The sequence below is a fragment of the Pseudomonas sp. S44 genome (assembly GCF_016624805.1).
Taxonomy (GTDB): Bacteria; Pseudomonadota; Gammaproteobacteria; order Pseudomonadales; family Pseudomonadaceae; genus Aquipseudomonas; species Aquipseudomonas machongensis.
In genome coordinates this window covers 77754-99998 of record NZ_JACVTY010000003.1, presented here as the reverse complement: position 1 = coordinate 99998, position 22245 = coordinate 77754, and the positions used below count along the sequence as shown (strand labels likewise).

Annotated in this window: 18 protein-coding genes; 10 read left to right on the top strand and 8 right to left on the bottom strand. The window is 65.0% G+C overall.

Annotated elements, in window-relative coordinates; all coding sequences use genetic code 11:
* Nucleotides 1-12: 12 nt before the first annotated feature.
* The 4 genes from ruvX to gshB form a co-directional block, all read right to left on the bottom strand.
* Entirely contained in the window at nucleotides 13-438 is a 426-nt protein-coding gene (gene ruvX / locus IAE40_RS04585) for a Holliday junction resolvase RuvX (protein ID WP_054894841.1), read from the bottom strand.
* The gene (locus tag IAE40_RS04580; RefSeq protein WP_125931242.1) at nucleotides 438-1007 is read right to left on the bottom strand and encodes a YqgE/AlgH family protein; all 570 of its coding nucleotides are present in this window, start codon (nucleotides 1005-1007) and stop codon (nucleotides 438-440) included. The genes ruvX and IAE40_RS04580 overlap by 1 nt, the downstream gene beginning before the upstream one ends.
* A 110-nt stretch (nucleotides 1008-1117) precedes the next feature.
* Nucleotides 1118-2017 carry an energy transducer TonB gene (locus IAE40_RS04575; protein WP_063546554.1) on the bottom strand — a complete coding sequence of 300 codons (900 nt, stop codon included), beginning with the start codon at nucleotides 2015-2017 and terminating at the stop codon, nucleotides 1118-1120.
* An 89-nt stretch (nucleotides 2018-2106) separates the two neighbouring features.
* Nucleotides 2107-3060: a glutathione synthase gene (gene gshB, locus IAE40_RS04570; protein ID WP_151926002.1), complete on the bottom strand. Its 954-nt coding sequence runs from the start codon at nucleotides 3058-3060 to the stop codon at nucleotides 2107-2109.
* Between the two features lie 195 nt (nucleotides 3061-3255).
* Here gshB and IAE40_RS04565 point away from each other — a divergent pair, with 195 nt between their 5' ends.
* The 7 genes from IAE40_RS04565 to trhA all read left to right on the top strand — a co-directional run bounded on the left by IAE40_RS04565 (nucleotide 3256) and on the right by trhA (nucleotide 13138).
* Entirely contained in the window at nucleotides 3256-3657 is a 402-nt protein-coding gene (locus tag IAE40_RS04565; RefSeq protein WP_054894851.1) for a response regulator, read from the top strand.
* Nucleotides 3658-3704: 47 nt separating this feature from the next.
* On the top strand, nucleotides 3705-4070 hold the full coding sequence (pilH, locus tag IAE40_RS04560; protein WP_012274551.1) for a twitching motility response regulator PilH: 366 nt from the start codon (nucleotides 3705-3707) through the stop codon (nucleotides 4068-4070).
* Complete coding sequence (locus IAE40_RS04555) at nucleotides 4067-4621, top strand: chemotaxis protein CheW (protein ID WP_197892026.1); 555 nt, start codon at nucleotides 4067-4069, stop codon at nucleotides 4619-4621. Before pilH ends, IAE40_RS04555 begins: the two co-directional genes overlap by 4 nt.
* A 50-nt stretch (nucleotides 4622-4671) precedes the next feature.
* Nucleotides 4672-6693, top strand: a complete 2022-nt coding sequence (locus IAE40_RS04550; RefSeq protein WP_370671316.1) for a methyl-accepting chemotaxis protein — start codon at nucleotides 4672-4674, stop codon at nucleotides 6691-6693.
* A gap of 10 nt (nucleotides 6694-6703) precedes the next feature.
* Nucleotides 6704-11980: a hybrid sensor histidine kinase/response regulator gene (locus IAE40_RS04545; RefSeq protein WP_234465063.1), complete on the top strand. Its 5277-nt coding sequence runs from the start codon at nucleotides 6704-6706 to the stop codon at nucleotides 11978-11980.
* Nucleotides 11973-12446 carry a chemotaxis protein CheW gene (locus IAE40_RS04540; RefSeq protein WP_054894834.1) on the top strand — a complete coding sequence of 158 codons (474 nt, stop codon included), beginning with the start codon at nucleotides 11973-11975 and terminating at the stop codon, nucleotides 12444-12446. Before IAE40_RS04545 ends, IAE40_RS04540 begins: the two co-directional genes overlap by 8 nt.
* A 74-nt stretch (nucleotides 12447-12520) precedes the next feature.
* On the top strand, nucleotides 12521-13138 hold the full coding sequence (gene trhA / locus IAE40_RS04535) for a PAQR family membrane homeostasis protein TrhA (protein WP_063546544.1): 618 nt from the start codon (nucleotides 12521-12523) through the stop codon (nucleotides 13136-13138).
* Between the two features lie 9 nt (nucleotides 13139-13147).
* Here trhA and IAE40_RS04530 read toward each other — a convergent pair whose 3' ends face one another.
* Nucleotides 13148-13867, bottom strand: coding sequence for a 16S rRNA (uracil(1498)-N(3))-methyltransferase (locus tag IAE40_RS04530; RefSeq protein ID WP_197892025.1), 720 nt, complete (start codon nucleotides 13865-13867; stop codon nucleotides 13148-13150).
* Between the two features lie 151 nt (nucleotides 13868-14018).
* Nucleotides 14019-15425 carry an adenosylmethionine--8-amino-7-oxononanoate transaminase gene (locus IAE40_RS04525; protein WP_197892024.1) on the bottom strand — a complete coding sequence of 469 codons (1407 nt, stop codon included), beginning with the start codon at nucleotides 15423-15425 and terminating at the stop codon, nucleotides 14019-14021.
* Nucleotides 15426-15699: 274 nt separating this feature from the next.
* Here IAE40_RS04525 and IAE40_RS04520 point away from each other — a divergent pair, with 274 nt between their 5' ends.
* The 3 genes from IAE40_RS04520 (at nucleotide 15700) to IAE40_RS04510 (ending at nucleotide 18880) form a co-directional block, all read left to right on the top strand.
* Nucleotides 15700-17499, top strand: coding sequence for a flavin monoamine oxidase family protein (locus IAE40_RS04520; RefSeq protein WP_200602744.1), 1800 nt, complete (start codon nucleotides 15700-15702; stop codon nucleotides 17497-17499).
* 216 nt (nucleotides 17500-17715) lie between these two features.
* Nucleotides 17716-18267 carry a cytochrome b gene (locus IAE40_RS04515; protein WP_200602743.1) on the top strand — a complete coding sequence of 184 codons (552 nt, stop codon included), beginning with the start codon at nucleotides 17716-17718 and terminating at the stop codon, nucleotides 18265-18267.
* 34 nt (nucleotides 18268-18301) lie between these two features.
* Complete coding sequence (locus IAE40_RS04510) at nucleotides 18302-18880, top strand: YceI family protein (RefSeq protein ID WP_197892016.1); 579 nt, start codon at nucleotides 18302-18304, stop codon at nucleotides 18878-18880.
* 53 nt (nucleotides 18881-18933) lie between these two features.
* Here the strand turns inward: IAE40_RS04510 and IAE40_RS04505 are convergent, their stop codons facing one another.
* Both IAE40_RS04505 and metF read right to left on the bottom strand, forming a co-directional pair.
* Nucleotides 18934-20838, bottom strand: a complete 1905-nt coding sequence (locus IAE40_RS04505) for a DEAD/DEAH box helicase (protein WP_178117563.1) — start codon at nucleotides 20836-20838, stop codon at nucleotides 18934-18936.
* 516 nt (nucleotides 20839-21354) lie between these two features.
* Nucleotides 21355-22200: a methylenetetrahydrofolate reductase [NAD(P)H] gene (gene metF, locus IAE40_RS04500; RefSeq protein WP_065863854.1), complete on the bottom strand. Its 846-nt coding sequence runs from the start codon at nucleotides 22198-22200 to the stop codon at nucleotides 21355-21357.
* Nucleotides 22201-22245: the final 45 nt, after the last annotated feature.

Below are 22245 nucleotides of genomic sequence, written 5' to 3'. Positions count from 1 at the left end.
CAAAGCGGATGGTCAGGTATTGGCCTCCAGCCAGCCCTGCAGCAGCAGTGCCGCGGCGATGGCGTCGACCGGGTTGTCGCGGTAGCTGCCACGCTGGCCGCCACGGGCCATCTGTTCGCCCTTGGCCTCGAAAGTGGTCAGGCGTTCGTCGTGGGTATGTACCGGCAGGTTGTAGCGTCCATGCAGGCGGCGGGCGAACTTCTCCGCGCGTTCGCTCATCTCGCTGGGCGTGCCGTCCATGTTCAGCGGCAGGCCGACGACGATGGCGTCGGGTTTCCATTCCTTGATCAGTTTCTCGACCTGGTTCCAGTCCGGCACGCCGTTCTGTGCCTTGAGCGTACACAGTTCACGGGCCTGGCCGGTGATGACCTGGCCGACGGCGACGCCGATCTGGCGGGTGCCGTAGTCGAAGCCCAGCAGCAGGCGCAACTCGGCCATCAGGCGTGCCCTGCCTGGCTGGTCAGCAGACTGAGGTTGATGCCCAGGCTTTGCGCGGCGGCCTGCAGGCGCTGCTCGCAGGCCATGCCGAAGAGGATCTCGGGGTCGAACGGGCAGTTGAGCCAGGCGTTATCGGCCAGTTCCGCCTCGAGCTGCCCGGCTTCCCAGCCGGCGTAGCCCAGGGTGATCAGGCTCTGCTTCGGGCCGACGCCCTCGGCGATGGCGAACAGCACATCCTGTGATGTCGACAGCGACAGGCCTTGCAGCTCGATGGTGGCCTGGTAGGTGCATTCGGCGCTGTGCAGCACGAAGCCGCGGTCGGTCTGCACCGGGCCACCCTGGTAGATCGGGATCTGCAGGGTGCTGGCAGGCGGTTCCTCATCCGGGCGCAACTGCTCGAGGATATCGGCCAGGTTCAGCTCCTGCGGGCGGTTGACCACCAGGCCCATGGCGCCGTTGGCGTTGTGCTCGACGATGTAGGTGAGGGTCTGGGCAAAGTTCGGATCGACCATGTGCGGCATGGCAATCAGGAACTGGTGCTTGAGGTAGCTCGGCGTGAGGGTTTTCATGAGGGGTAGTGTGGCGTCAGGTGGCGAGGCTGACAAGCTGGCTGTGCGGTGTAGGTACCGGCCCCATCGCGGGGCAAGTCGCAGCGACGGGCCGACACAGCCCGTACCGGTCAATTGCTCGACAGCCGGTCCCCACGCGCGAAGCGCCAGGTGCGGATGATCTCCAGGCGGTCGAACTCCGCCAGGTCGCCGGTGAACGGCGCGAACGGTGCCGCAAGGCGAACGATGCGCTGGGCGGCCTGGTCCAGCACCGGTTGCCCGGAGGATTCGAGCACCAGCACTTCATACAACGAACCGTCGCGGTTGATCGACACCATCATCCGCAGGCTGCCGTACATCTGCTGGCGTCGGGCTTCTTCCGGGTAATTGAGGTTGCCGATCCGCTCGACTTTCTTGCGCCATTCCTCTTTGTACCAGGCCCCCTTGTCGCGCATGGTCGAGGCCGCGTTGAGACGATGGATGCGGGGGCGCTTGGCATACAACTGCTGTTCGTTGGACAGCTCGGCCTCGAGGCTGGCGATCTGGCTCGACAGCTGCGAGCTGTCGAAGTCCGGCACCGGTGCGGGGGGCTTGGGTTGAGGCTTGCTTTCCTTTGGCGCGGTTTCGGCTTTCTGCGGTTTCGCTGCCTTGGTCGTCACCACGGATTTCGCCGGCGCCGCTGGCGTTTCCGGCCTGGCTGCCGGAGGTGGGGTGATCTTGTTGACCTTGCTGTCCTGGAACGGCGCCACTTCGGTGGTGGTGGGGACGGCTTTCTTGTCCAGGGTGCCACTGCCCTGCTGGTTGTCCTGGGCCTGGTAGTCGGCTTTCTCCGGCGCTTTCTCGCTCTTGAAGGTGGCCAGGGTGATGTCCATGGTCTGGCGGACTTCGGCGGGCTTGACCACGCTGAAACCCACCCCGAGGATCAGCGCAAGGTGCACCAGGGCGGCAAGAAACAGCGTGAAACCGAGCCGGTCCACCGGGCGAACGCGCGGTGGCAGCAGGTCGGATGGGATGTCGGCAGGCAGCGTCATCGGGTATCCAGCAACCGCAGTGGGGCAGCAGGTCGAGTGAAATGGACCGGCATCATACCCCACTCCAGGGTTTTGCTCCGCGTCGGTGGTCAGCGCGCCTTGAGCTTGCGATCAATGGCGTCCATCAGCTGGCCGCCGATATGGGTGTTGTAGGCAGCATCGATCTCGCGGATGCAGGTCGGGCTGGTGACGTTGATCTCGGTCAGCGAGTCGCCAATCACGTCCAGGCCGACGAATAGCAGGCCCTTTTCGCGCAGGGTCGGGCCAACCTGGGCGGCGATCCAGCGGTCGCGCTCGGTCAGCGGACGGGCTTCGCCACGGCCACCGGCGGCCAGGTTGCCACGGGTCTCGCCGCTGGCCGGGATGCGTGCCAGGCAGTAGGGCACCGGCTCGCCGTCGATCATCAGGATGCGCTTGTCGCCATCGACGATCTGCGGCAGGTAGGCCTGCGCCATGATCTGCTGGTGGCCATGCTGGGTCAGGGTTTCGAGGATCACCGAGAGGTTCGGGTCGCCCTGGCGGTGACGGAACACCGATGCACCGCCCATGCCGTCGAGCGGCTTGAGGATCACATCGCCATGGGTAGCGGCGAAGGCGCGCAGGATGTCGGCGCGGCGGCTGACCAGGGTCGGCGCCATGCACTGAGGGAACTGCGTGGCGAACAGCTTCTCGTTGCAATCGCGCAGGCTCTGCGGTTTGTTGACGATCAGCACGCCTTCGCGCTCGGCCTGCTCCAGCAGGTAGGTACTGTAGACGAACTCCATGTCGAAGGGGGGATCCTTGCGCATCAGGATCACGTCCAGCTCGCTCAGCGCACTGTCCTGCTCATCGCCCAGCTCGAACCAGCGGGCTGGATCGGCGAACACTTTCAGCGGTCGCATCTGCGCACGGGCCTGGCCGGCACCCAGGTAGAGGTCGCGCTGCTCCATGTAGAACAGGCTCCAGCCACGCTCCTGCGCCGCCAGCAGCATGGCCAGCGAGCTGTCCTTCTTGTAGGAAATGGACGCGATGGGGTCCATGACAATCCCGAGACGAACGCTCATGGGGTAATTCCTCTTGGCGGCAGGTGGCCGCGATGGCACGAAAGAAAAGTGGCTCAGGGTGGCGCCGGGAACGCGGCCGGTCAAGGGGGGAGGCAGATGGAATGCCTACCCGGACTGTGTTAAAAATGCCAGTCAGAGCGCTGCATGGCAGCCCTCGAGGTTTCATTCCTGGCTTGGCGATGGGTGACGCATTTCATGGAACAGCCCCTGAAGGTGATGGTGATCGACGATTCCCGCACCATCCGCCGCACCGCCCAGATGCTGCTGGGCGAGGTGGGTTGCGAGGTGATCACCGCCAGCGACGGTTTCGATGCCCTGGCCAAGATCGTCGATCACAAGCCGCGGATCATCTTCGTCGATGTACTGATGCCGCGCCTGGACGGTTACCAGACCTGTGCGGTGATCAAGCACAACAGTGCGTTCAAGGATATTCCGGTGATCCTGCTGTCGTCGCGTGACGGCCTGTTCGACAAGGCCCGCGGCCGGGTGGTCGGCTCCGATCAGTTCCTCACCAAACCGTTCAGCAAGGAAGAACTGCTCGACGCGATCCGTGCCCACGTGCCCGAATTCGCCGTGCAGGCACAACACGCACCCTGACCGCGCCCGCCCTGGCGCGGTCTTCATTTTCCTGATGGGGAAACCGTATGGCCCGAGTGCTGATTGTCGACGACTCGCCGACAGAGATGTACAGATTGACCGAATGGCTCGAGAAGCATGGCTACCAGGTGCTCAAGGCCAGCAACGGTGCCGATGGCGTGGCCCTGGCCCGCCAGGACAAGCCGGATGCGGTGCTGATGGACATCGTCATGCCCGGCATGAACGGCTTCCAGGCCACCCGCCAGCTCAGCAAGGACCCTGAAACCAGCGCCATCCCGGTGATCGTGGTCACCACCAAGGACCAGGAAACCGACCGCATCTGGGCCACGCGCCAGGGCGCTCGCGATTTCCTGACCAAGCCGGTGGAAGAGGACGCGCTGATCGCCAAGCTCAAAGAGGTGCTGGGCGCTTGACCACACGCCCCCAGGGTGCGTCGCTGACCGCCTTCGAGCTGTTGTTGGACATCGACCGCCGCTGCCGCCTGCTGGTGGCCGACCAGCCGCTGCAGGACACGCGCCTGCAGCAGTGGAGCGGTATCGGCTTTCGCATCGCCGGGCAGTGGTTCGTCGCCCCCATGGGTGAGGTGGCTGAAGTGTTGCGCGAGCCGCGCAGCAGCCGAGTGCCTGGGGTGCAGCCATGGGTGTGCGGCGTGGCCAACCTGCGCGGTCGCCTGCTGCCGGTGATGGACCTGTCGGCGTTCTTCGGCCTTGGGCCGGCGGCCTCGGGCAAGCAGCGCCGCGTGCTGGTGCTGGACCATGACGACCTGTTCGTCGGCCTGTTGGTGGATGAAGTGGTCGGCTTGCAGCATTTCGACCTGAGCAGCCTGGAGCTGTCGCCCCCGCAGCCACTGATCCGCGCCGCGGCGCGTTTCGTCCAGGGGCATTTCCAGCGTGAGCGCAACTGGGCGATCTTCAGCCCCTTCGCCCTGGCCCAGGCGCCAGGCTTTCTCGATGTGGCGTTGTAGAGGACCCTGCGACAGTGAACAAGCCCGCTCCAACCGTCGTTCCCGAAGCCGTGGCCCAGCGCCCGCGCAGCACCGCGCAGATCACTGTGCTGTTCGTGGTGCTGATCCTGTCGATCGTGCTGCTGTTCGCCAACTTCGCCTACCTCAACACCCAGTCCAACCACGACAAGCAGTACATCGGCCATGCCGGCGAGTTGCGCGTGCTGTCCCAGCGCATCGCCAAGAACGCCACCGAGGCGGCGGCGGGCAAGGCCCTGGCGTTCCGGCTGCTGTCCGATGCACGCAACGATTTCGAGCGCCGCTGGAAGTACCTGCGCGAGGGTGACAAGGCCACCGGGCTGCCGCCAGCGCCGGCCACGGTGCGCGACGAGATGGACGCGGTGCGCCAGGACTGGGAAAACCTGCGGCGCAACACCGACACCATCCTGGCCAGCGAGCAGACCGTGCTGTCCTTGCATCAGGTGGCGGCGACCCTGGCCGAAACCGTGCCACAGTTGCAGGTCGAGTATGAAAAGGTCGTGGAAATCCTGCTGCAGAGCGGTGCACCGGCCAGCCAGGTGGCCGTGGCCCAGCGCCAGTTGCTGCTGGCCGAGCGGATTCTCGGTTCGGTCAATACCGTGCTGGCCGGTGACGATACCTCGGTGCAGGCCGCCGACACCTTCGGCCGTGATGCCAGCCGCTTCGGCCAGGTGCTCGAGGGCATGCTCGGTGGCAATCCGGCGATCCAGGTGACCCGTGTCGAAGACCCGGACGCGCGTGCGCGCCTGGCCGAGATCGCCGAGCTGTTCCAGTTCGTTTCCGGCTCGGTCGACGAAATTCTCGAGACTTCACCGGAGCTGCTGCGGGTGCGCGAGGCCGCGAGCAACATCTTCAGCCTGTCGCAGACCCTGCTCGACGAAGCCTCGCACCTGGCCAACGGTTTCGAGAACCTCGCCGGGCGCACCCTCGACACCGTCGGCGGCTATGTGCTCGGCCTGCTGGCGCTGGCCTCGATCATCCTCATCGGCCTGGTGATGGTCCGCGCCACCAACCGCCAACTACGCGACACGGCGGAGAAGAACGAGCGCAACCAGCAGGCGATCATGCGCCTGCTCGATGAAATCGAAGAACTGGCCGATGGCGACCTGACGGTGACGGTGTCGGTCACCGAAGACTTCACCGGCGCCATTGCCGACTCGATCAACTTCTCGGTGGACCAGTTGCGCGACCTGGTGGCGACCATCAACCACAGCGCCGAGCAGGTCGCCGCTGCGGTGCAGGACACCCAGAACACCGCACGCCAGCTGGCCAAGGCCTCGGAACACCAGGCCGACCAGATCAGCGAGGCGTCGCTGGCGGTGGGCGACATGGTCGAGTCGATCGACCGGGTTTCCGCCCACGCCTACGAGTCGGCCAAGGTCGCCGAGCGTTCGGTGGCCATCGCCAACAAGGGTAACGAGGTGGTGCACAACACCATCCATGGCATGGACAACATCCGCGAACAGATCCAGGACACCGCCAAGCGCATCAAGCGTCTGGGGGAGTCTTCCCAGGAAATCGGCGACATCGTCAGCCTGATCGACGACATTGCCGAACAAACCAACATACTGGCCCTCAATGCGGCAATCCAGGCTTCGCTCGCGGGTGAAGCCGGGCGCGGCTTTGCTGTGGTCGCTGACGAAGTGCAGCGCCTGGCTGAGCGTTCGTCGTCGGCCACCCGACAGATCGAAGCGCTGGTGCGAACCATCCAGGCCGATACCAACGAAGCGGTGATCTCCATGGAACAGACCACCGCCGAAGTGGTGCGTGGTGCACGTCTTGCCCAGGACGCAGGCGTGGCCCTCGCCGAAATCGAGGGCGTGTCGCAGAACCTGGCCGAGCTGATCCACAGCATTTCCGACGCGGCGCAATTGCAGACATCCTCGGCCGGGCAGATTTCCCACACCATGGCGGTGATCCAGCAGATCACTGCGCAGACCTCCGCCGGTTCCGGCGCTACCGCCGACAGCATCCGTCACCTGGCCAGAATGGCCAGCGAGATGCGCCGTTCGGTGTCTGGTTTCACCCTGCCGGCCCCGGCCGAGCGGCGCTGAGGAGAGGTCTATGGCCGTTACGGCAATGAGCCCCGAGCGTCACGACACGGTCGCCCTGAGCTGGACCAAGGCGGCCATCGCCGATTGCCTGGGCCAGGCGCGCCAAGCGCTGGAGCGTTTTTCCAGCGAGCCGGGCGACCCGGCCTTGTTGGGGTTCTTCGTCGACAACCTGCATCAGGTGCAAGGGTGCATGACGATGCTTGAGCTCAATGGCGCGGCGCGCCTGGCCGAGGAGTTGGAGTTGCTCGGGCGTGCCCTCTTCGAGGGCCAGGTCAGCCCGCGTGGCGATTGCCTGGGTGCGCTGTTCCGCGGCCTTGAGCAATTGCCGCCCTACCTTGAGCGCCTGCGGGGCGCGCGCCACGACCTGCCGTTGGTGGTGCTGCCGTTGCTCAATCAGTTGCGCCTGTGCCGCGGCGCCGAGCCGCTGGCCCAGGACAGCCTGATGGGTGAGGCGGCGCAGCGCCTGGCGGGGGCCCACGATCTGGCCAACCTCGACCTGTCGCTGGGCAACTGGCGCGACCAGTTGCAGGCCGGTCAGGGCCGCGATGCCCTGCGCTCGGTGATCACTGCCCTGTGCGACGACCTGGTGCGGATCAAGGAGCGGCTCGACCCCTTCGTACGGGGGGATAACGAGCAGCGCGACCCACTCGATGTGCTGATCGCGCCGCTGCGCCATGTTGCCGATACCCTCGCAGTGCTGGGCTTCCAGCAGCCGCGCCGGGTCATCATCGACCAGGTGCTCGCCTTGCAGGCCCTGGCCCAGGGCGAACGTGCCGTGGACGATGCGGTGCTGATGGATGTGGCTGGTGCCCTGTTGTACGTGGAGGCGACGCTCAACGGCATGGTCGGCGGCCTTGCCGAGGGCCTGGAAGGCGGCATGCCCGGCTCGGACGTGACCGAGATCCGCCAGCGGGTGTTCGAGGAGTCGCTCTCGGTGCTGCAGCAGGCCAAGGACCTGATCGGCGACTGCCTGGAATCCGGTTGGCCGCGCCAGCGTCTGCAGCCCCTGCCGGGCCTGCTGCAGCAGGTGCGTGGCGCGTTGGCGATGCTGATGCTGCCGACCGCCTCCGAGGTGTTCGGGGTGTCGGCCGATTATGTGCAAGGCTGGTTGTCGCATCTTGAGCAGGAGCCACCGGAGCAGGAGCTGGCCCACCTGGCCGAGGCCCTGAGTGCGGTGGAGTGCTACCTGCAATGGCGTGTCGCCGATCCGCTGGCCGATGCCCAGCGTTTTCTCGACATGGCCTGCGCCAGTCTGGCCGCCCTTGGCCTGCACTGCAGCCAAGAGCCGGTTAAGGCTGAGCCGCAGCGTGCCGATGACGGCATCGACGATGAGCTGCGCGAAGTGTTCCTGGAGGAAACCGCTGAGCTGCTGCCGGAGATCGAACGCCAATGGTTGCGCTGGCGTGCCGACAACCAGCAACGCGACGCGCTTGTCGAACTGCGCCGTGCCTTGCATACGCTCAAGGGCAGCGGGCGGATGGTGCACGCAGGCGCCGTGGCCGAGCTGGCCTGGGGCGCCGAGCATCTGCTCAACCGTGTGCTGGAAGGACGCATCGTGCTCAGCGGCGAGGGCGCCGTGGCGCTGCAACAGGCCTTTGTGCACCTGCCAGACCTGCTCGCCGACTTTGCGGTTGGTCAGATACCCCGGCTGGCCGATGTCGAACAGCTCAGCAGCCACCTGCACGCCCTGGCGGTCAACGACACCGCGTCTGCCAGCGACAGTGACGGGCTCGATCCGCAACTGCTGGAGATCTTTCGCAACGAGGCCCAGGGCCATCTGGCCAGTCTCGACAGTTTCCTTACGACTGCCAAAGGCCAGGACACCCCGGTCAGCGACAGCCTGCAACGCGCGCTGCATACCCTCAAGGGCAGCGCTGCCATGGCCGGGGTGATGCCGATCGCAGAGCTTGCCACCGCCTTCGACCGCCTGGCGCGTGAGTACAAGGCGCACCAACTGCCGTTGGAAGTGGCGGATATCGAATGGCTGGAAGCGTCGCGCAGCCTGTTCCAGCTGGGCCTGGCCCAGCTTGAGCGCACACCGTTGGCACCGATTCCTGGCGCTGCGCAACTGATCGAGAAGGTCGGCGAAGCGGTGGATGCACGCCTGACGGTGCTGCAGGACGCAGCGCCGCACACCCGCCGCAACCGTCGTGATCCACAACTGATCGCCAGCTTCCTGGCTCAGGGCATGGATATCCTGCTTGATGCCGAGTCGCTGTTGTCGCGCTGGCAGGAGCATCCGCGCGAACGCCAGGAGCTGGACACGCTGCTTGATGAGCTGACGACCCTGGCCCATGGTGCGCACCTGGCCGATTTCTGGCAGGTGGATGAGCTCTGCGAAGCGCTGCTCGATCTGTATGGGGCGGTTGAGGAGGGCAGCCTGGTCGCCAACGGGCATTTCTTCGCCCAGGCGCGGCAGGCCCACGAAGCCCTGATCGACATGCTCGACGAGATTGCCGCCGGGCAGGAGGTCACCCCGCGCAGCGAGTGCCTGGATGGCTTGCGTGCGCTGCTGGACGGGGCGCTCGACCCGGCGGCAACCGGGCTGGTGGGCGAGCAGGGCGTGACCCCGCTGGCCACGGCCATGGACCTGCCGGAGCCGGCAGTGGTGCAGTTGTTCCTCGACGAGGCCGGCGACATTCTCGACAGCGCCGATCAGGCTTTGCAGCGCTGGCGACAGGAGCCGGAAGCCAGCTCGGCGGTGTCCGCGTTGCAGCACGATGTGCAGACCTTGCGCGGCGGTGCGCAGATGGCCGCGATTGGCGCCATCGAAGTGCTCGCCCAGGAGCTGGCGTTGCTCTACGAAGGGCTGGTCGATCGGCGGTTGGCCGCCAGCAGTGCGCTGTTCGAGCTGCTGCAGCGCAGCCATGCGGCGCTGGGCCAGATGCTCGACAGCCTGCGCCAGGGCGAGCTGCCGTCTTCTGCGGTGGCACTGCTCGGCGAGTTGCGTGAGTTCCGCCATGCGCCGGTCAGCGAGCCGGAGGGGGCAGAAACACCCGGCGACAAGGAGCTGCTGGAAGTCTTCCTCGAAGAAAGCTCGGACATCGTCGAAAGCGCTGCGGCTGCATTGGCGCGCTGGCAGGCCGACCCGCGCAGCAGTGTCGAGGTGGAAAACCTGCTGCGCGACCTGCACACCCTCAAGGGCGGCGCGCGCATGGTGGAAATCGCCGCCATCGGCGACCTGGCCCATGAGCTGGAGTTTCTCTACGAACTGCTCGCTGCTGGCCGCCTGCCGCCGACGCCCGCGCTGTTCAGCCTGCTGCAGAACTGCCACGACCGTCTCGCGCACATGCTCGACGCCGTACGTTTGGGGCAGCCGCTGCACGCGGCAACGGCGCTGATCGACTACATTCGCAACTTCTCCAGTGCGGCGCTGACCGACAGCGCCGCCGGCCAGCCGCCGGTGGAGGCCGCGCCGCTCGATGTGCCGAGCGCTGCACCCGAGCGAGCGCCGGGGGACATGGTCAAGGTCGATGCCGAACTGCTCGACGACCTGGGCAACCTGGCCAGCGAGCACGCGATCATTCGTGGTCGCATCGAGCAGCAGGTCAACGATGCACAGTTCGCCTTGAGCGAAATGGAAACCACCCTGGAGCGCATGCGCGACCAGTTGCTGCGCCTGGACAACGAAACCCAGGGCCGCATGTCCAGCCGCTGGCAGGCCGAGGGCGACGCCTACGACGATTTCGACCCGCTGGAAATGGACCGCCATTCGCAGTTGCAGCAGCTGTCGCGGGCCTTGTTCGAATCGGCTTCCGACTTGCTCGACCTCAAGGAAACCCTGACCCTGCGGGCCCAGGAGGCGCATGGCCTGCTGCAGCAGCAGGCGCGGGTCAACAGTCAGTTGCAGGAAGGCCTGACCGCCACCCTGATGGTGCCTTTCGAGCGCCTGGTGCCACGCCTGCAGCGCGTGGTGCGGCAGGTGGCGAGCGAGCTGGGCAAACAGGTCGAACTGGTGGTCGGCAACGCCGAGGGCGAATTGGACCGCAGCGTGCTCGAGCGCATGGTCGCGCCGCTGGAGCACATGCTGCGTAATGCCGTCGACCATGGCCTGGAGCCGCGCGAGGTGCGCCTGGCGGCAGGCAAGCCGGAGCAGGGCACCATCCACCTCAACTTGCTCCACGAGGGCGCCGACATCGTCATCGAGATGAGCGACGACGGCGCCGGGGTGCCGCTGGAGGCGGTTCGCAAGAAGGCCATCAAGCGCGGCTTGCTGGCGCCGCAGGCGCAGCTCAGCGATCACGAGATCTTGCAGTTCATCCTGCGTCCGGGCTTCTCCACGGCCGAGAAGATCACCCAGATTTCCGGGCGCGGGCTGGGCATGGATGTGGTCCATGAAGAGGTCAAGCAGTTGGGTGGCTCGATGAGCATCGAGTCCAGCCCAGGCAAGGGGGCACGCTTCCAGATCCGCTTGCCGTTCACGGTATCGCTGAACCGGGCGCTGATGGTGCACCTGGGCGAGGAGCAGTACGCCATCCCGCTCAACACCATCGAGGGCATCGTCCGCGTGCCGCCCGCCGAGCTCGAGGCCTGCTACCAGCTGGATCCGCCGCGCTATCGCTATGCAGGGCACGCCTACGACCTGCGCTACCTGGGCGAGCTGTTGCAGGATGTCGGCCGTCCGCGCCTGCTGGGGCAAAGCCTGCCCTTGCCGGTGCTACTGGTGCATGCCCAGGAGCAGTCGTTCGCGATCCAGGCCGATGGCTTGTCGCCGAGCCGCGAAATCGTGGTGAAAAGCCTGGGGCCACAGTTCGCTGCGGTCCCGGGCTTGTCTGGTGCGACCTTGCTCGGTGATGGGCGGGTGGTGCTGATTCTCGACCTGCTCGGTCAGCTGCGCGGCCAGCAGCGACGCCTGGCGCGGTTGCCGGTGGGTGACGGCGAGCGGCGCCAGCTGTTCGGCCCGGCGGCGCGGCGTCCGTTGCTGGTGATGGTGGTCGATGATTCGGTCACCGTGCGCAAGGTCACCAGCCGCCTGCTGGAACGTCACGGCATGAGCGTGTTGACCGCCAAGGATGGAGTCGACGCCATGGCCCTGCTGGAGGAACACCGCCCTGACGTGCTGCTGCTGGACATCGAGATGCCGCGCATGGACGGCTTCGAAGTGGCGACGCGGGTGCGGCGTGACAACCGCCTGCACGACTTGCCGATCATCATGATCACCTCGCGTACCGGGCAGAAACACCGCGACCGGGCCATGGCCATCGGCGTTAACGAATACCTCGGCAAGCCTTACCAGGAGTCGCTCCTGCTGCAGAGCATCGCCCACTGGAGCCAGCCTCATGCTTGAACATATCGCCGGTCAGCGCAGCAGCCTTACCGGGCTGTTGCTGCCCCTGGGCGACCGCACCCTGGTGCTGCCCAACGTTGCGGTGGCCGAGCTGATCGGCGAGCGTGCGTTCGTCTGCGAACTGCATGAGCCGGCCTGGCACATGGGCTGGATCGACTGGCGCCAGCAGTGTCTGCCGCTGATAGGCTTCGAGGCCGCCTGTGGCGGTGAAACGCCGTGTGGCGAGCGGGCGCGGATCGTTGTGCTCAACGCCTTGGGCGATACCGGGCTGCGCTACCTGGCGCTGCTGCTGCAGGGGATCCCGCGCTCGTGCAAGCTGGACAGCCAGTTGAACTATGTGGACGTGCCGCTGGGGGCGCTGGAGCTGGCGGCGGTGCAGGTGGGCGAGCAAGTGGCGCGAGTGCCGGACCTGGCGGCGCTCGAGCGGCTGGTGCGTGACGCGGATCTGCAACCTTCGGCGCAGTAGGATGATGCTCATGCGGGCCCTGTCGCGCCAATGCCCGCCAGGAACCCATTGACCTTGGGGAGGTCTGAGCCTGCATGTACTACGGTGAACGCTTCAACGCCTGGACCCACCTGGTCGGTGCTGTCCTGGCCTGTATCGGTGCCATCTGGCTGATCGTCGTCGCGGGCTTGCAGGGCGACCCCTGGAAGATCGTCAGTTTCTCCATCTACGGCTTTACGCTGCTGTTGCTCTACAGCATTTCCACGCTCTATCACAGCACGCGCGGCCGGGCGAAGGTGGTCATGCGCAAGCTCGATCACCTGTCGATCTACCTGCTCATCGCCGGCAGCTATACACCGTTCTGCCTGGTCAGTCTGCGCGGGCCCTGGGGCTGGAGCCTGTTCGGCATCGTATGGGGCCTGGCGGTGATCGGCATGCTCCAGGAGATCAAACCGCGCTCCGAGGCACGGATCCTCTCGATCATCATCTACGCGGTGATGGGCTGGATCGTGCTGGTGGCGGTCAAGCCGCTGCTCCACAGCCTCGGTGGCGCTGGCTTTGCCTGGCTGGCGGCCGGCGGTGTGCTGTACACCGTCGGCATCATCTTTTTCGCCTTCGACAGCCGCTTTCGCCACTGGCACGGCATCTGGCACCTGTTCGTCATCGCTGGCAGCCTGATGCACTTCGTCGCGGTGTACTTCTACGTGCTATAGAGGCTGAGCTTAGAAGTCGCCCCACAGCTGCTGCGCCACCGATAGCGCCACCACCGGCGCCGTCTCGGTGCGCAGTACGCGAGGGCCGAGGCGGGCGGCGTGGAAGCCGGCGCCCTTGGCCTGATCGACTTCGGCATCGCTCAAGCCACCCTCAGGTCCGATCAGGAAGGCCAGGCGTGTCGGTTTGTCATGGCTGGTCAGCGGCTCGGCCACCGGGTGCAGGACCAGCTTGAGATCGGCATCGCTGTCTTTCAACCATTCGGCCAGGGTCACCGGCGGGTGGATCACTGGCAGCGTGGAGCGCCCGCATTGTTCGCAGGCGCTGATCGCCACCTGGCGCCAGTGAGCCAGGCGCTTGTCGGCGCGCTCGTCCTTCAGACGCACTTCGCAGCGCTCGCTGACGATCGGGGTGATTTGGTTGACGCCCAGCTCAGTGGCTTTCTGGATCGCCCAGTCCATGCGCTCGCCACGGGACAGCCCCTGGCCGAGGTGGATGTGCAGCGGCGAATCGGGCTGGCCGGGCAGGGCCTGGTCGAGGCTGACCCGCACGGATTTCTTGCCCACTTCGAGCAACTGGCCGAGGTATTCCTGGCCGCTGCCGTCGAACAGTTGCACGGCGGCGCCGACGCTCATGCGCAGCACGCGGCCGATGTAGTGGGCCTGGGCCTCGGGCAACTCGTGCTCGCCAAGGCTCAGGGGGGCGTCGATGAAGAAACGGGACAGTCTCATGGTTCGGCTCGGGGCAAAGGGTGGACATGGACCCTGTGGCAGGGTGGGCATGGACCCTGTGGGAGCGGGTTCACCCGCGAATGCGGCGGTGCGGCCACCATCGTATTCGCGGGTAAACCCGCTCCCACAGGGTGCGCGTGGGGACTGAGGCCTAGCCTGGATCGCGGAAGTCGGGATGGAAATCGGCCGGCACCGCCACGCTGACACTGTCACGGGTGGCGATATCGATGCCTTCGCTGGCCACTTCGGCCAGGAAGTCGATCTGCTCCGGGGTGATCACGTAGGGCGGCAGGAAATACACCACGCTGCCCAGCGGACGCAACAGCGCGCCGCGGCTCAGGGCATGCTCGAAGACCTTCAGGCCGCGGCGTTCCTGCCACGGGTAGGCGACCTTGCCGGCCTTGTCCTTGACCATCTCGATGGCCAGAGCCATGCCGGTCTGGCGCACTTCGGCCACGTTCGGGTGATCGACCAGGTGCGCGGTGGCGCTGGCCATGCGCGCCGACAGCGCCTTGTTGGCGTCGATCACCTGGTCCTGCTCGAAGATGTCCAGGGTCGCCAGTGCCGCTGCGCAGGCCAGCGGGTTGCCGGTGTAGCTGTGCGAATGGAGGAAAGCGCGCAGGGTCGGGTAGTCGTCGTAGAAGGCCTGGTACACGTCATCGGTGGTCAGGCAGGCGGCCAGTGGCAGGTAGCCACCGGTCAGGGCCTTGGACAGGCAGAGGAAGTCTGGGCGGATACCGGCCTGCTCGCAGGCGAACATCGTGCCGGTGCGGCCGAAACCGACGGCGATTTCGTCATGGATCAGGTGCACACCGTAACGGTCGCAGGCTTCGCGCAGCAGCTTGAGGTAGACCGGATGATACATGCGCATGCCGCCAGCGCCCTGGATCAGCGGCTCGACGATGACCGCGGCGATCGTGGCGTGGTGTTCGGCCAGGGTCTGCTCCATGGCTGCGAACATGTTGCGCGAGTGTTCCTCCCAACCCATGCCTTCAGGGCGCAGGTAGCAATCGGGGCTGGGCACCTTGATGGTGTCGAGCAGCAGGGCCTTGTAGGTTTCGGTGAACAGTGGCACATCGCCGACCGACATCGCGGCGATGGTTTCGCCGTGGTAGCTGTTGGTCAGGGTGACGAAGCGCTTCTTGGCGCCTTGGCCCTTGTTCTGCCAGTAGTGGAAGCTCATCTTCAGCGCCACTTCGATGCATGACGAGCCGTTGTCGGCGTAGAACACTCGATCCAGCCCGGCCGGGGTCATGGCCACCAGGCGCTCGGACAGCTCGATCACCGGCTGATGGCTGAAGCCTGCAAGGATGACGTGTTCGAGCTGGTCGACCTGATCCTTGATGCGCTGGTTGATGCGCGGATTGGCATGGCCGAAGACGTTGACCCACCAGGAGCTGACCGCGTCCAGATAGCGCTTGCCCTCGAAGTCCTCGAGCCAGACACCCTCGCCGCGGCGAATCGGGATCAGCGGCAGGCTCTCGTGGTCTTTCATCTGGGTGCAGGGGTGCCACAGGACCTTGAGGTCGCGCTGCATCCACTGTTGATTCAGGCCCATGGGCGGATCTCCTGGCTGGGGTGGCAAGTAGGACGGCGTAAGCCTAAGCAAAGGCACCCCCAGGAACAACCTTGGATTTTGTGCAGGCTTGTGTGGGAGCGGGCTTGTCGGGACGCCGAACCGCTACGAAAGGCTCAACATAGAAAACCGAACCATTCGAAGCACTTGATAGCGCTGTGCTGGCAGGCTCCTGGGACCTGACGTATTCTTAGCGCATCTCTCCTGGGGAGATCCTCCCCATTTACATTTCGCTTCTGATCCGGAGTTCGCCGACATGGCTGCTGCTTGGGTGCGCCTGTGCGCGTTGGTATTGATTGGTGCATCCAGCGCTGGTGCGCTGGCGAAGGACAAGACCCCCACGGCCATTGTCGTCGGTGGTGGCCTGGCCGGCCTGACGGCAGCCTACGAGCTGCAGTCCAAGGGCTGGCAGGTGACCCTGCTCGAAGCCAAGGGCGGCATGGGTGGCCGTTCGGGGCTGGCGACCAGCGAGTGGATCGGCAACAACAAGGCGCAACCGGTACTCAATCAATACCTGGACCGCTTCAAGCTGGAAACCTTGCCTGCGCCCGAGTTCGTGCGTACCCCAGGCTACCTGATCGACGGTGAGTACTTCAGCGCGACCGACCTCGCCACCAAGCAGCCCGCGACCGCCGAGGCGATCAAGCGCTACGAGAAGACCCTCGATGACCTGGCCCGTTCGATCGATGACCCGCTGAACCCGGCTGCCAACAGCACGTTGTTCGCCCTCGATCAGATCAACGTCTCCACCTGGCTGGACAAGCTGCAACTGCCAGCGACCGCCCGTCAGTTGATCAACCAGCAGATCCGTACCCGCTATGACGAGCCCTCGCGCCTGTCGTTGCTCTATTTCGCCCAGCAGAGCCGGGTCTATCGTGGGGTTGGCGACCGAGACCTGCGTGCGGCACGCCTGCCTGGCGGCAGTCCGGTGCTGGCACAGGCCTTCGTCAAGCAACTCAAGACCATCAAGACCAGTTCGCCGGTCACCGCCATCGTCCAGGACAAGGACGGCGTCACCGTCAAGGTGGGGGCCGTGGGCTACCAGGCTGACTATCTGGTCCTTGCCGTGCCGCTGCGCGCGCTGGCCAAGATCCAGATGACGCCGGGACTGGACAACCAGCATCTGGCGGCACTCAAAGGCACCAACTACGGCTGGCGCGACCAGTTGCTGCTCAAGTTCAAGAACCCGGTCTGGGAGAGCCGCTCGCGTATGTCGGGCGAGATCTTCAGCAACGCAGGCCTGGGCATGCTGTGGATCGAACCGGCGCTCAAGGGCGGTGCCAATGTGGTGATCAACCTGTCCGGCGACAACGCCCGCCTGCTGCAGGCCTTCGGTGACAAGCAGATGGTCGACCAGGTGCTGATTCGCCTGCATGCCTTCTACCCTCAGGCTCGTGGCGCCTTTACCGGTTACGAGGTCAAGCGCTACAGCACCGACGCCGGCACCGGCGGCGCCTACCTGGCCTACGGGCCGGGGCAGATCAGCAAGTACTGGCGTCTGTGGGAGCGCCCGGTGCAACGTGTCGCCTTTGCTGGCGAACACACCGATGCACTTTACCCGGGCACCCTGGAAGGCGCGCTGCGCAGTGGCCAGCGTGCCGCGGGCCAGGTCGAGGACCTGGCCGCTGGCAAATCCTTCGATCCAGTGGTCAAGGCGGCGCCGGTCGCTGCCGCTGCGGGCGCTGCGGCAGTCGGCGCGGCAGCCGCCAAGGACAACAAGCCTGGCTTCTTCTCCCGTCTGTTCGGTGGCGACGACAAACCGGTGGCCAAGACCGAGCCGGTGACCAAGGCCGCCGAGCCGACACCCGCACCGCCAGCTCCTGCACCTGCAGCCGCACCAGCGGCGCCGGCCATTGCGCCTGTGGCCAAGGAAGAACCGGTCAAGGCTCAACCCGCCAAGGCTGCACCGACCAAGGCTGCACCTGCCAAGCACGCACCAGCGCACAAGCCGCCGGCCAAGCAGGCCAGCAAGACGGAGCCGGTGAAGAAGGCCGCCGCAAAAGCCGAGCCCGTCAAGAAGAAACCCTCGACCGACACTCAGGCCAAGGCCAACTGATTGGTCATTGCGGGCACTCGTGGCATTGCCGCGATGTGCCCGCGCTGTTGCCTGCCCTGGCAAGTCCCCCGCGTTCGCCTACTGTTAATGTTTTCTTAATTAGATGAATTCAAAATAAGCTATCGATTTTTTCGATTATAAGAAGCGGACTTTTCCGCTTTATTTCGATACTTATCGCGTTATCTTGTGCACAGCTTTCACGGGGAATACGCCAACATGCAACTGCGCAATTCTGCTTCTCGCTATGGTGCGGTCAGCATCTTCCTGCACTGGGGCGTAGCTCTTGTCGTATTCGGGTTGTTCGGGCTGGGCCTGTGGATGGTCGGTCTCGACTACTACGATCCTTGGCGCAAAGCCGGGCCTGACCTGCACAAGAGCATTGGCCTGGTATTGCTGGCTGTCATGCTGCTGCGGGTACTCTGGCGTTTGATCAGCCCACCTCCACCGGCTCCGGCCAGCCACGGGTCACTCACCCGCATGGCCGCCAAGCTGGGGCACCTGGCGCTGTATCTGGGGTTGTTCGCGGTCATGGCCGCCGGCTACCTGATCTCCACTGCCGACGGTGTCGGCATTCCGGTCTTCGGCCTGTTCGAAATACCGGCACTGGTCAGCAACCTGCCCGATCAGGCGGACACTGCCGGTGTGATTCACCTGTATCTGGCCTGGGGGCTGGTGATTTTCGCCATCCTGCATGCCCTGGCAGCCTTGAAACACCATTTCATTGACCGTGACGCGACCCTGGCTCGTATGCTGGGCCGCAAAGCTTGACTCTCAACCTCAATTGCAAAGGAAGGAAGTAAGGATGTTGAAAAAGACTTTTGCCGCCCTGGCGCTCGGTACCGCTCTGATTGGCGCTGGTCAGGCCATGGCCGCTGACTACAAGATCGACAAGGAAGGCCAGCATGCTTTCGTCGACTGGAAGATCAGCCACCTGGGCTACAGCTTCATCCACGGCACATTCAAGGATTTCGACGGTTCGTTCTCCTGGGACAGCGCCAAGCCTGAAGCCAGCAAGATCAGCGTCGACCTGAAGACTGCCAGCCTGTGGTCCAACCATGCCGAGCGTGACAAGCACATCGCCAGCGCCGACTTCCTGGATGTGAAGAAGTATCCGGAAGCCAAGTTCGTCTCCACCGCCGTCAAGTCCACCGGTGACAAGACTGCCGACGTGACCGGCGACCTGACCCTGCATGGCGTGACCAAGCCGGTCACCTTCAAGGCCGTGTTCAATGGCGAGGGCAAGGACCCGTGGGGTGGCGAGCGCGCTGGCTTCAACGCCAAGACCACGCTGAACCTGAACGACTTTGGCATCAAGGGCCCAGGCCCGACTTCCCAGACCCTGGATCTGGACATCAGCCTGGAAGGCGTGAAGCAGAAGTGATTCGCGTCATCTGAAACGACAAGGGGCCGCTATGCGGCCCCTTGTCGTTTCTGTCAGCCCTTGCGGGTCAACAGCGCCGGACGCTCGCCACGTGGGCGGCTCGGCAGGTCATCCAGTTGCTCGGGCGTCGGGTAGCGGTCGAGCTTGGATTCCTTGCGGATGATCACAGGCGTGCTCTGCGACTCGCGCGGATTGCGCACGGCAGGTTCCTGGCGGTTGCTGTCGTCCCGGCGCGCACGGCCCGGGTTGCCATCGCGGCGTGCACCACCACCATTGTTGTTGCGGGGGCGCTTCTCGCCAGAACCCTGGCCGCCCTGGCGCTGGCCGCCGCTACCGTTGTTGTTGCGAGGCTGGCCCGAACCCGAACGCTGCCCCTGGCCTTGGGCCTGGCCGCCGTTGCCGCCCGGGCGACGGTTGCGGCCCTGGTTCTTGCCGTTCTGGTAAGGGCTGACGTAGTCGGCGCGGTTGCCGAAGTTGTCGATATCGTCGTCCAGGAACTCTTCCGGGTCGCGATCGGCGGGTACTTTGGGGGCATTGCCTTGGGCCTGGCCGGCCTGCTGCTGACGCGGCTTCCTGTTGTCGCGCTGCTTGCGTGGCTCCTGCTTCTTCTGCTGCGGCTTGTCGCCTGCAGTGCCCTTGTCGGCAGGCTTGTCGGCGGCCTGTTGCTTGGTCTTGCCTTTGTCCTTGCCCTTGTCCTTGCGTCCGCCGCTGCCTTCCTTGCTGCCTTCGGCACGTTGCTGCTGGTTGCGCCCGCCGCGGCCGTTGTTCTGCTGGCGTTCGCGCACCTCGGGTTTCTCGGCCTCGACCTGCGAGGCATCGAAGCCCATCAGGTCGCCATCCGGGATCCTCTGCTTGGTCACCCGCTCGATGCTCTTGAGCAGTTTCTCTTCGTCAGGTGCCACCAGCGAAATGGCTTCACCGGAGCGGCCAGCACGGCCAGTACGACCGATGCGGTGAACGTAGTCTTCCTCGACGTTGGGCAGTTCGAAGTTGACCACGTGCGGCAACTGGTCGATATCCAGGCCACGGGCGGCGATGTCAGTGGCGACCAGCACTCGCACGCTGTTGGCCTTGAAGTCGGCCAGAGCCTTGGTGCGCGCATTCTGGCTCTTGTTGCCGTGGATCGCGGCAGCGGTCAGACCGTGCTTTTCGAGGTACTCGGCAAGGCGGTTGGCGCCGTGCTTGGTACGGGTGAAGACCAGCACCTGTTCCCAGGCGCCGAGGGTGATCAGGTGGGCCAGCAGCGCGCGCTTGTGGCTGGCAGGCAGGCGGTAGACGCGCTGCTCGATACGCTCGACGGTGGTATTGGGCGGCGTGACCTCGATGCGCTCGGGGTTGTGCAGCAACTTGTCGGCGAGGTCGGTGATGTCCTTGGAGAAGGTCGCCGAGAACAGCAGGTTCTGGCGCTTGGCCGGCAGGCGTGCGAGGACTTTCTTCACGTCATGGATGAAGCCCATGTCGAGCATGCGGTCGGCTTCGTCCAGAACGAGAATTTCCACCTTGGACAGGTCGACGCTGCCTTGGCCGGCCAGGTCGAGCAGACGGCCCGGGCAGGCGACCAGAACGTCGACACCCTTGGCCATCGCCTGGATCTGTGGGTTCATGCCGACGCCGCCGAAGATGCAGGCGCTGATGAAGTTCAGGTCGCGGGCATAGATCTTGAAGCTGTCGTGGACCTGTGCGGCCAGTTCGCGGGTCGGGGTCAGGACCAGGACGCGCGGTTGGCGCGGGCCGTGACGCTGCGATTTGTCGGGGTGGCCACCTGGGAACAGGCGCTCGAGGATCGGCAGGGCGAAGCCACCGGTTTTACCAGTGCCAGTCTGCGCGGCGACCATCAGGTCGCGGCCTTGCAACACGGCGGGAATGGCCCGCTGTTGCACCGGGGTAGGCTGGGTGTAGCCCGCAGCCTCGATAGCGCGGACAAGTGCCTCGGAGAGACCGAGGGAAGCAAAGGACATGGGCAATCCTGTTCTCGTTTGGGCTGGGCCCTGTGGGATGTTCTGCCTGGCGCGACGGGCATCGGTGGGATGCGATCGCGTCCGGTCCAGCTGGGCTTACACTGCGCATCCTGGAGGCGGCGGGCGGGCACTTGAGGGTGCGTCGCTGCTGGTCGAGATGCCTTTTGCGAGGCCGAGCGTCCGGGCGTGAGCCGGGCGGGAAGGCCCGAGTATAACAGAGCTATCGCGATGTGCTGCGATCCTGCTGCTCAACGGCGTCGAGAAAATGTTCGGCGGAGTTTGCGTTGCGCGCATGCTGGGCAGTACAGGCGCGCTGCACGATGGCCAGCGGCGCAGTGCTCAGGCGTGTTGTGCGTCGATCAGGTGCCGTTCGATTCTTGGTGGCGCGTGCCGAGTTGCGGGGTGTCGCGGTTGCAGGGCTGTATCGAGGGAAACCTGGCATCAGCTTGAATGATCAAGGCTCCAATCTACGTTCGGAGCCTTAATCATTTCTTAAGCTGTTGTTACCAAAAGGTTTCAGCGTGGCAGCTTGAGATTGTTCCAGATCGCCAGGCTCGGCTCGGCCTGGTTCAGCGTGTAGAAGTGCAGGCCCGGTGCGCCACCTTGCAGCAGCTCTTCGCACATCTTGCTGATCACTTCTTCACCGAATGCCTGGATGCTGGCGGCATCGTCGCCGTAGGCTTCCAACTGCTTGCGGATCCAGCGCGGAATCTCGGCACCACAGGCGTCGGAGAAGCGCGCCAGCTTGCTGTAGTTGGTGATCGGCATGATGCCGGGCACTACCGGAATATCCACGCCCAGCTTCTGTACGCGCTCGACGAAGTAGAAGTAGCTGTCGGCGTTGAAGAAGTACTGGGTGATGGCGCTGTCGGCACCGGCCTTGACCTTGTGCACGAAGTTGGCCAGGTCGTCCTCGAAGTTGTGCGCCTGCGGGTGCATTTCGGGGTAGGCGGCAACTTCCAGGTGGAAGTGGTCACCGGTTTCCTGGCGGATGAACTCGACCAGGTCGCTGGCATGGCGCAATTCGCCACTGGCCATGCCCATGCCGGATGGCAGGTCACCGCGCAGGGCGACGATGCGCTTGATTCCGGCCGCCTTGTATTCGGCGATCAGGGCGCGCAGGTCGTCCTTGCTGTCGCCGACGCACGACAGGTGCGGGGCTGCCGGGACCTTCACTTCGTTTTCCAGTTGCAGCACGGTGTTCAGCGTGCGGTCGCGAGTCGAGCCGCCGGCGCCGTAGGTGCAGGAGAAGAAGTCGGGGTTATAGGTGGCCAGTTGACGGGCAACGGCCATGAGTTTTTCGTGACCGGCATCGGTCTTGGTCGGGAAGAACTCGAAACTGTAGCGGCGTTCCTGGGACATCGGTCGTTCCTCTGGCAGCGTGCTTCAAGCGCCAAGCTGCAAATA

What these genes read in the sequence shown, in the direction of transcription:
- ruvX (WP_054894841.1), bottom strand. Translation starts at nt 438, where the DNA reads ATGGCCGAGTTGCGCCTGCTGCTGGGCTTCGACTACGGCACCCGCCAG.
- IAE40_RS04580 (WP_125931242.1), bottom strand. Translation starts at nt 1,007, where the DNA reads ATGAAAACCCTCACGCCGAGCTACCTCAAGCACCAGTTCCTGATTGCC.
- IAE40_RS04575 (WP_063546554.1), bottom strand. Translation starts at nt 2,017, where the DNA reads ATGACGCTGCCTGCCGACATCCCATCCGACCTGCTGCCACCGCGCGTT.
- gshB (WP_151926002.1), bottom strand. Translation starts at nt 3,060, where the DNA reads ATGAGCGTTCGTCTCGGGATTGTCATGGACCCCATCGCGTCCATTTCC.
- IAE40_RS04565 (WP_054894851.1), top strand. Translation starts at nt 3,256, where the DNA reads ATGGAACAGCCCCTGAAGGTGATGGTGATCGACGATTCCCGCACCATC.
- pilH (WP_012274551.1), top strand. Translation starts at nt 3,705, where the DNA reads ATGGCCCGAGTGCTGATTGTCGACGACTCGCCGACAGAGATGTACAGA.
- IAE40_RS04545 (WP_234465063.1), top strand. Translation starts at nt 6,704, where the DNA reads ATGGCCGTTACGGCAATGAGCCCCGAGCGTCACGACACGGTCGCCCTG.
- IAE40_RS04540 (WP_054894834.1), top strand. Translation starts at nt 11,973, where the DNA reads ATGCTTGAACATATCGCCGGTCAGCGCAGCAGCCTTACCGGGCTGTTG.
- trhA (WP_063546544.1), top strand. Translation starts at nt 12,521, where the DNA reads ATGTACTACGGTGAACGCTTCAACGCCTGGACCCACCTGGTCGGTGCT.
- IAE40_RS04530 (WP_197892025.1), bottom strand. Translation starts at nt 13,867, where the DNA reads ATGAGACTGTCCCGTTTCTTCATCGACGCCCCCCTGAGCCTTGGCGAG.
- IAE40_RS04525 (WP_197892024.1), bottom strand. Translation starts at nt 15,425, where the DNA reads ATGGGCCTGAATCAACAGTGGATGCAGCGCGACCTCAAGGTCCTGTGG.
- IAE40_RS04520 (WP_200602744.1), top strand. Translation starts at nt 15,700, where the DNA reads ATGGCTGCTGCTTGGGTGCGCCTGTGCGCGTTGGTATTGATTGGTGCA.
- IAE40_RS04515 (WP_200602743.1), top strand. Translation starts at nt 17,716, where the DNA reads ATGCAACTGCGCAATTCTGCTTCTCGCTATGGTGCGGTCAGCATCTTC.
- IAE40_RS04510 (WP_197892016.1), top strand. Translation starts at nt 18,302, where the DNA reads ATGTTGAAAAAGACTTTTGCCGCCCTGGCGCTCGGTACCGCTCTGATT.
- IAE40_RS04505 (WP_178117563.1), bottom strand. Translation starts at nt 20,838, where the DNA reads ATGTCCTTTGCTTCCCTCGGTCTCTCCGAGGCACTTGTCCGCGCTATC.
- metF (WP_065863854.1), bottom strand. Translation starts at nt 22,200, where the DNA reads ATGTCCCAGGAACGCCGCTACAGTTTCGAGTTCTTCCCGACCAAGACC.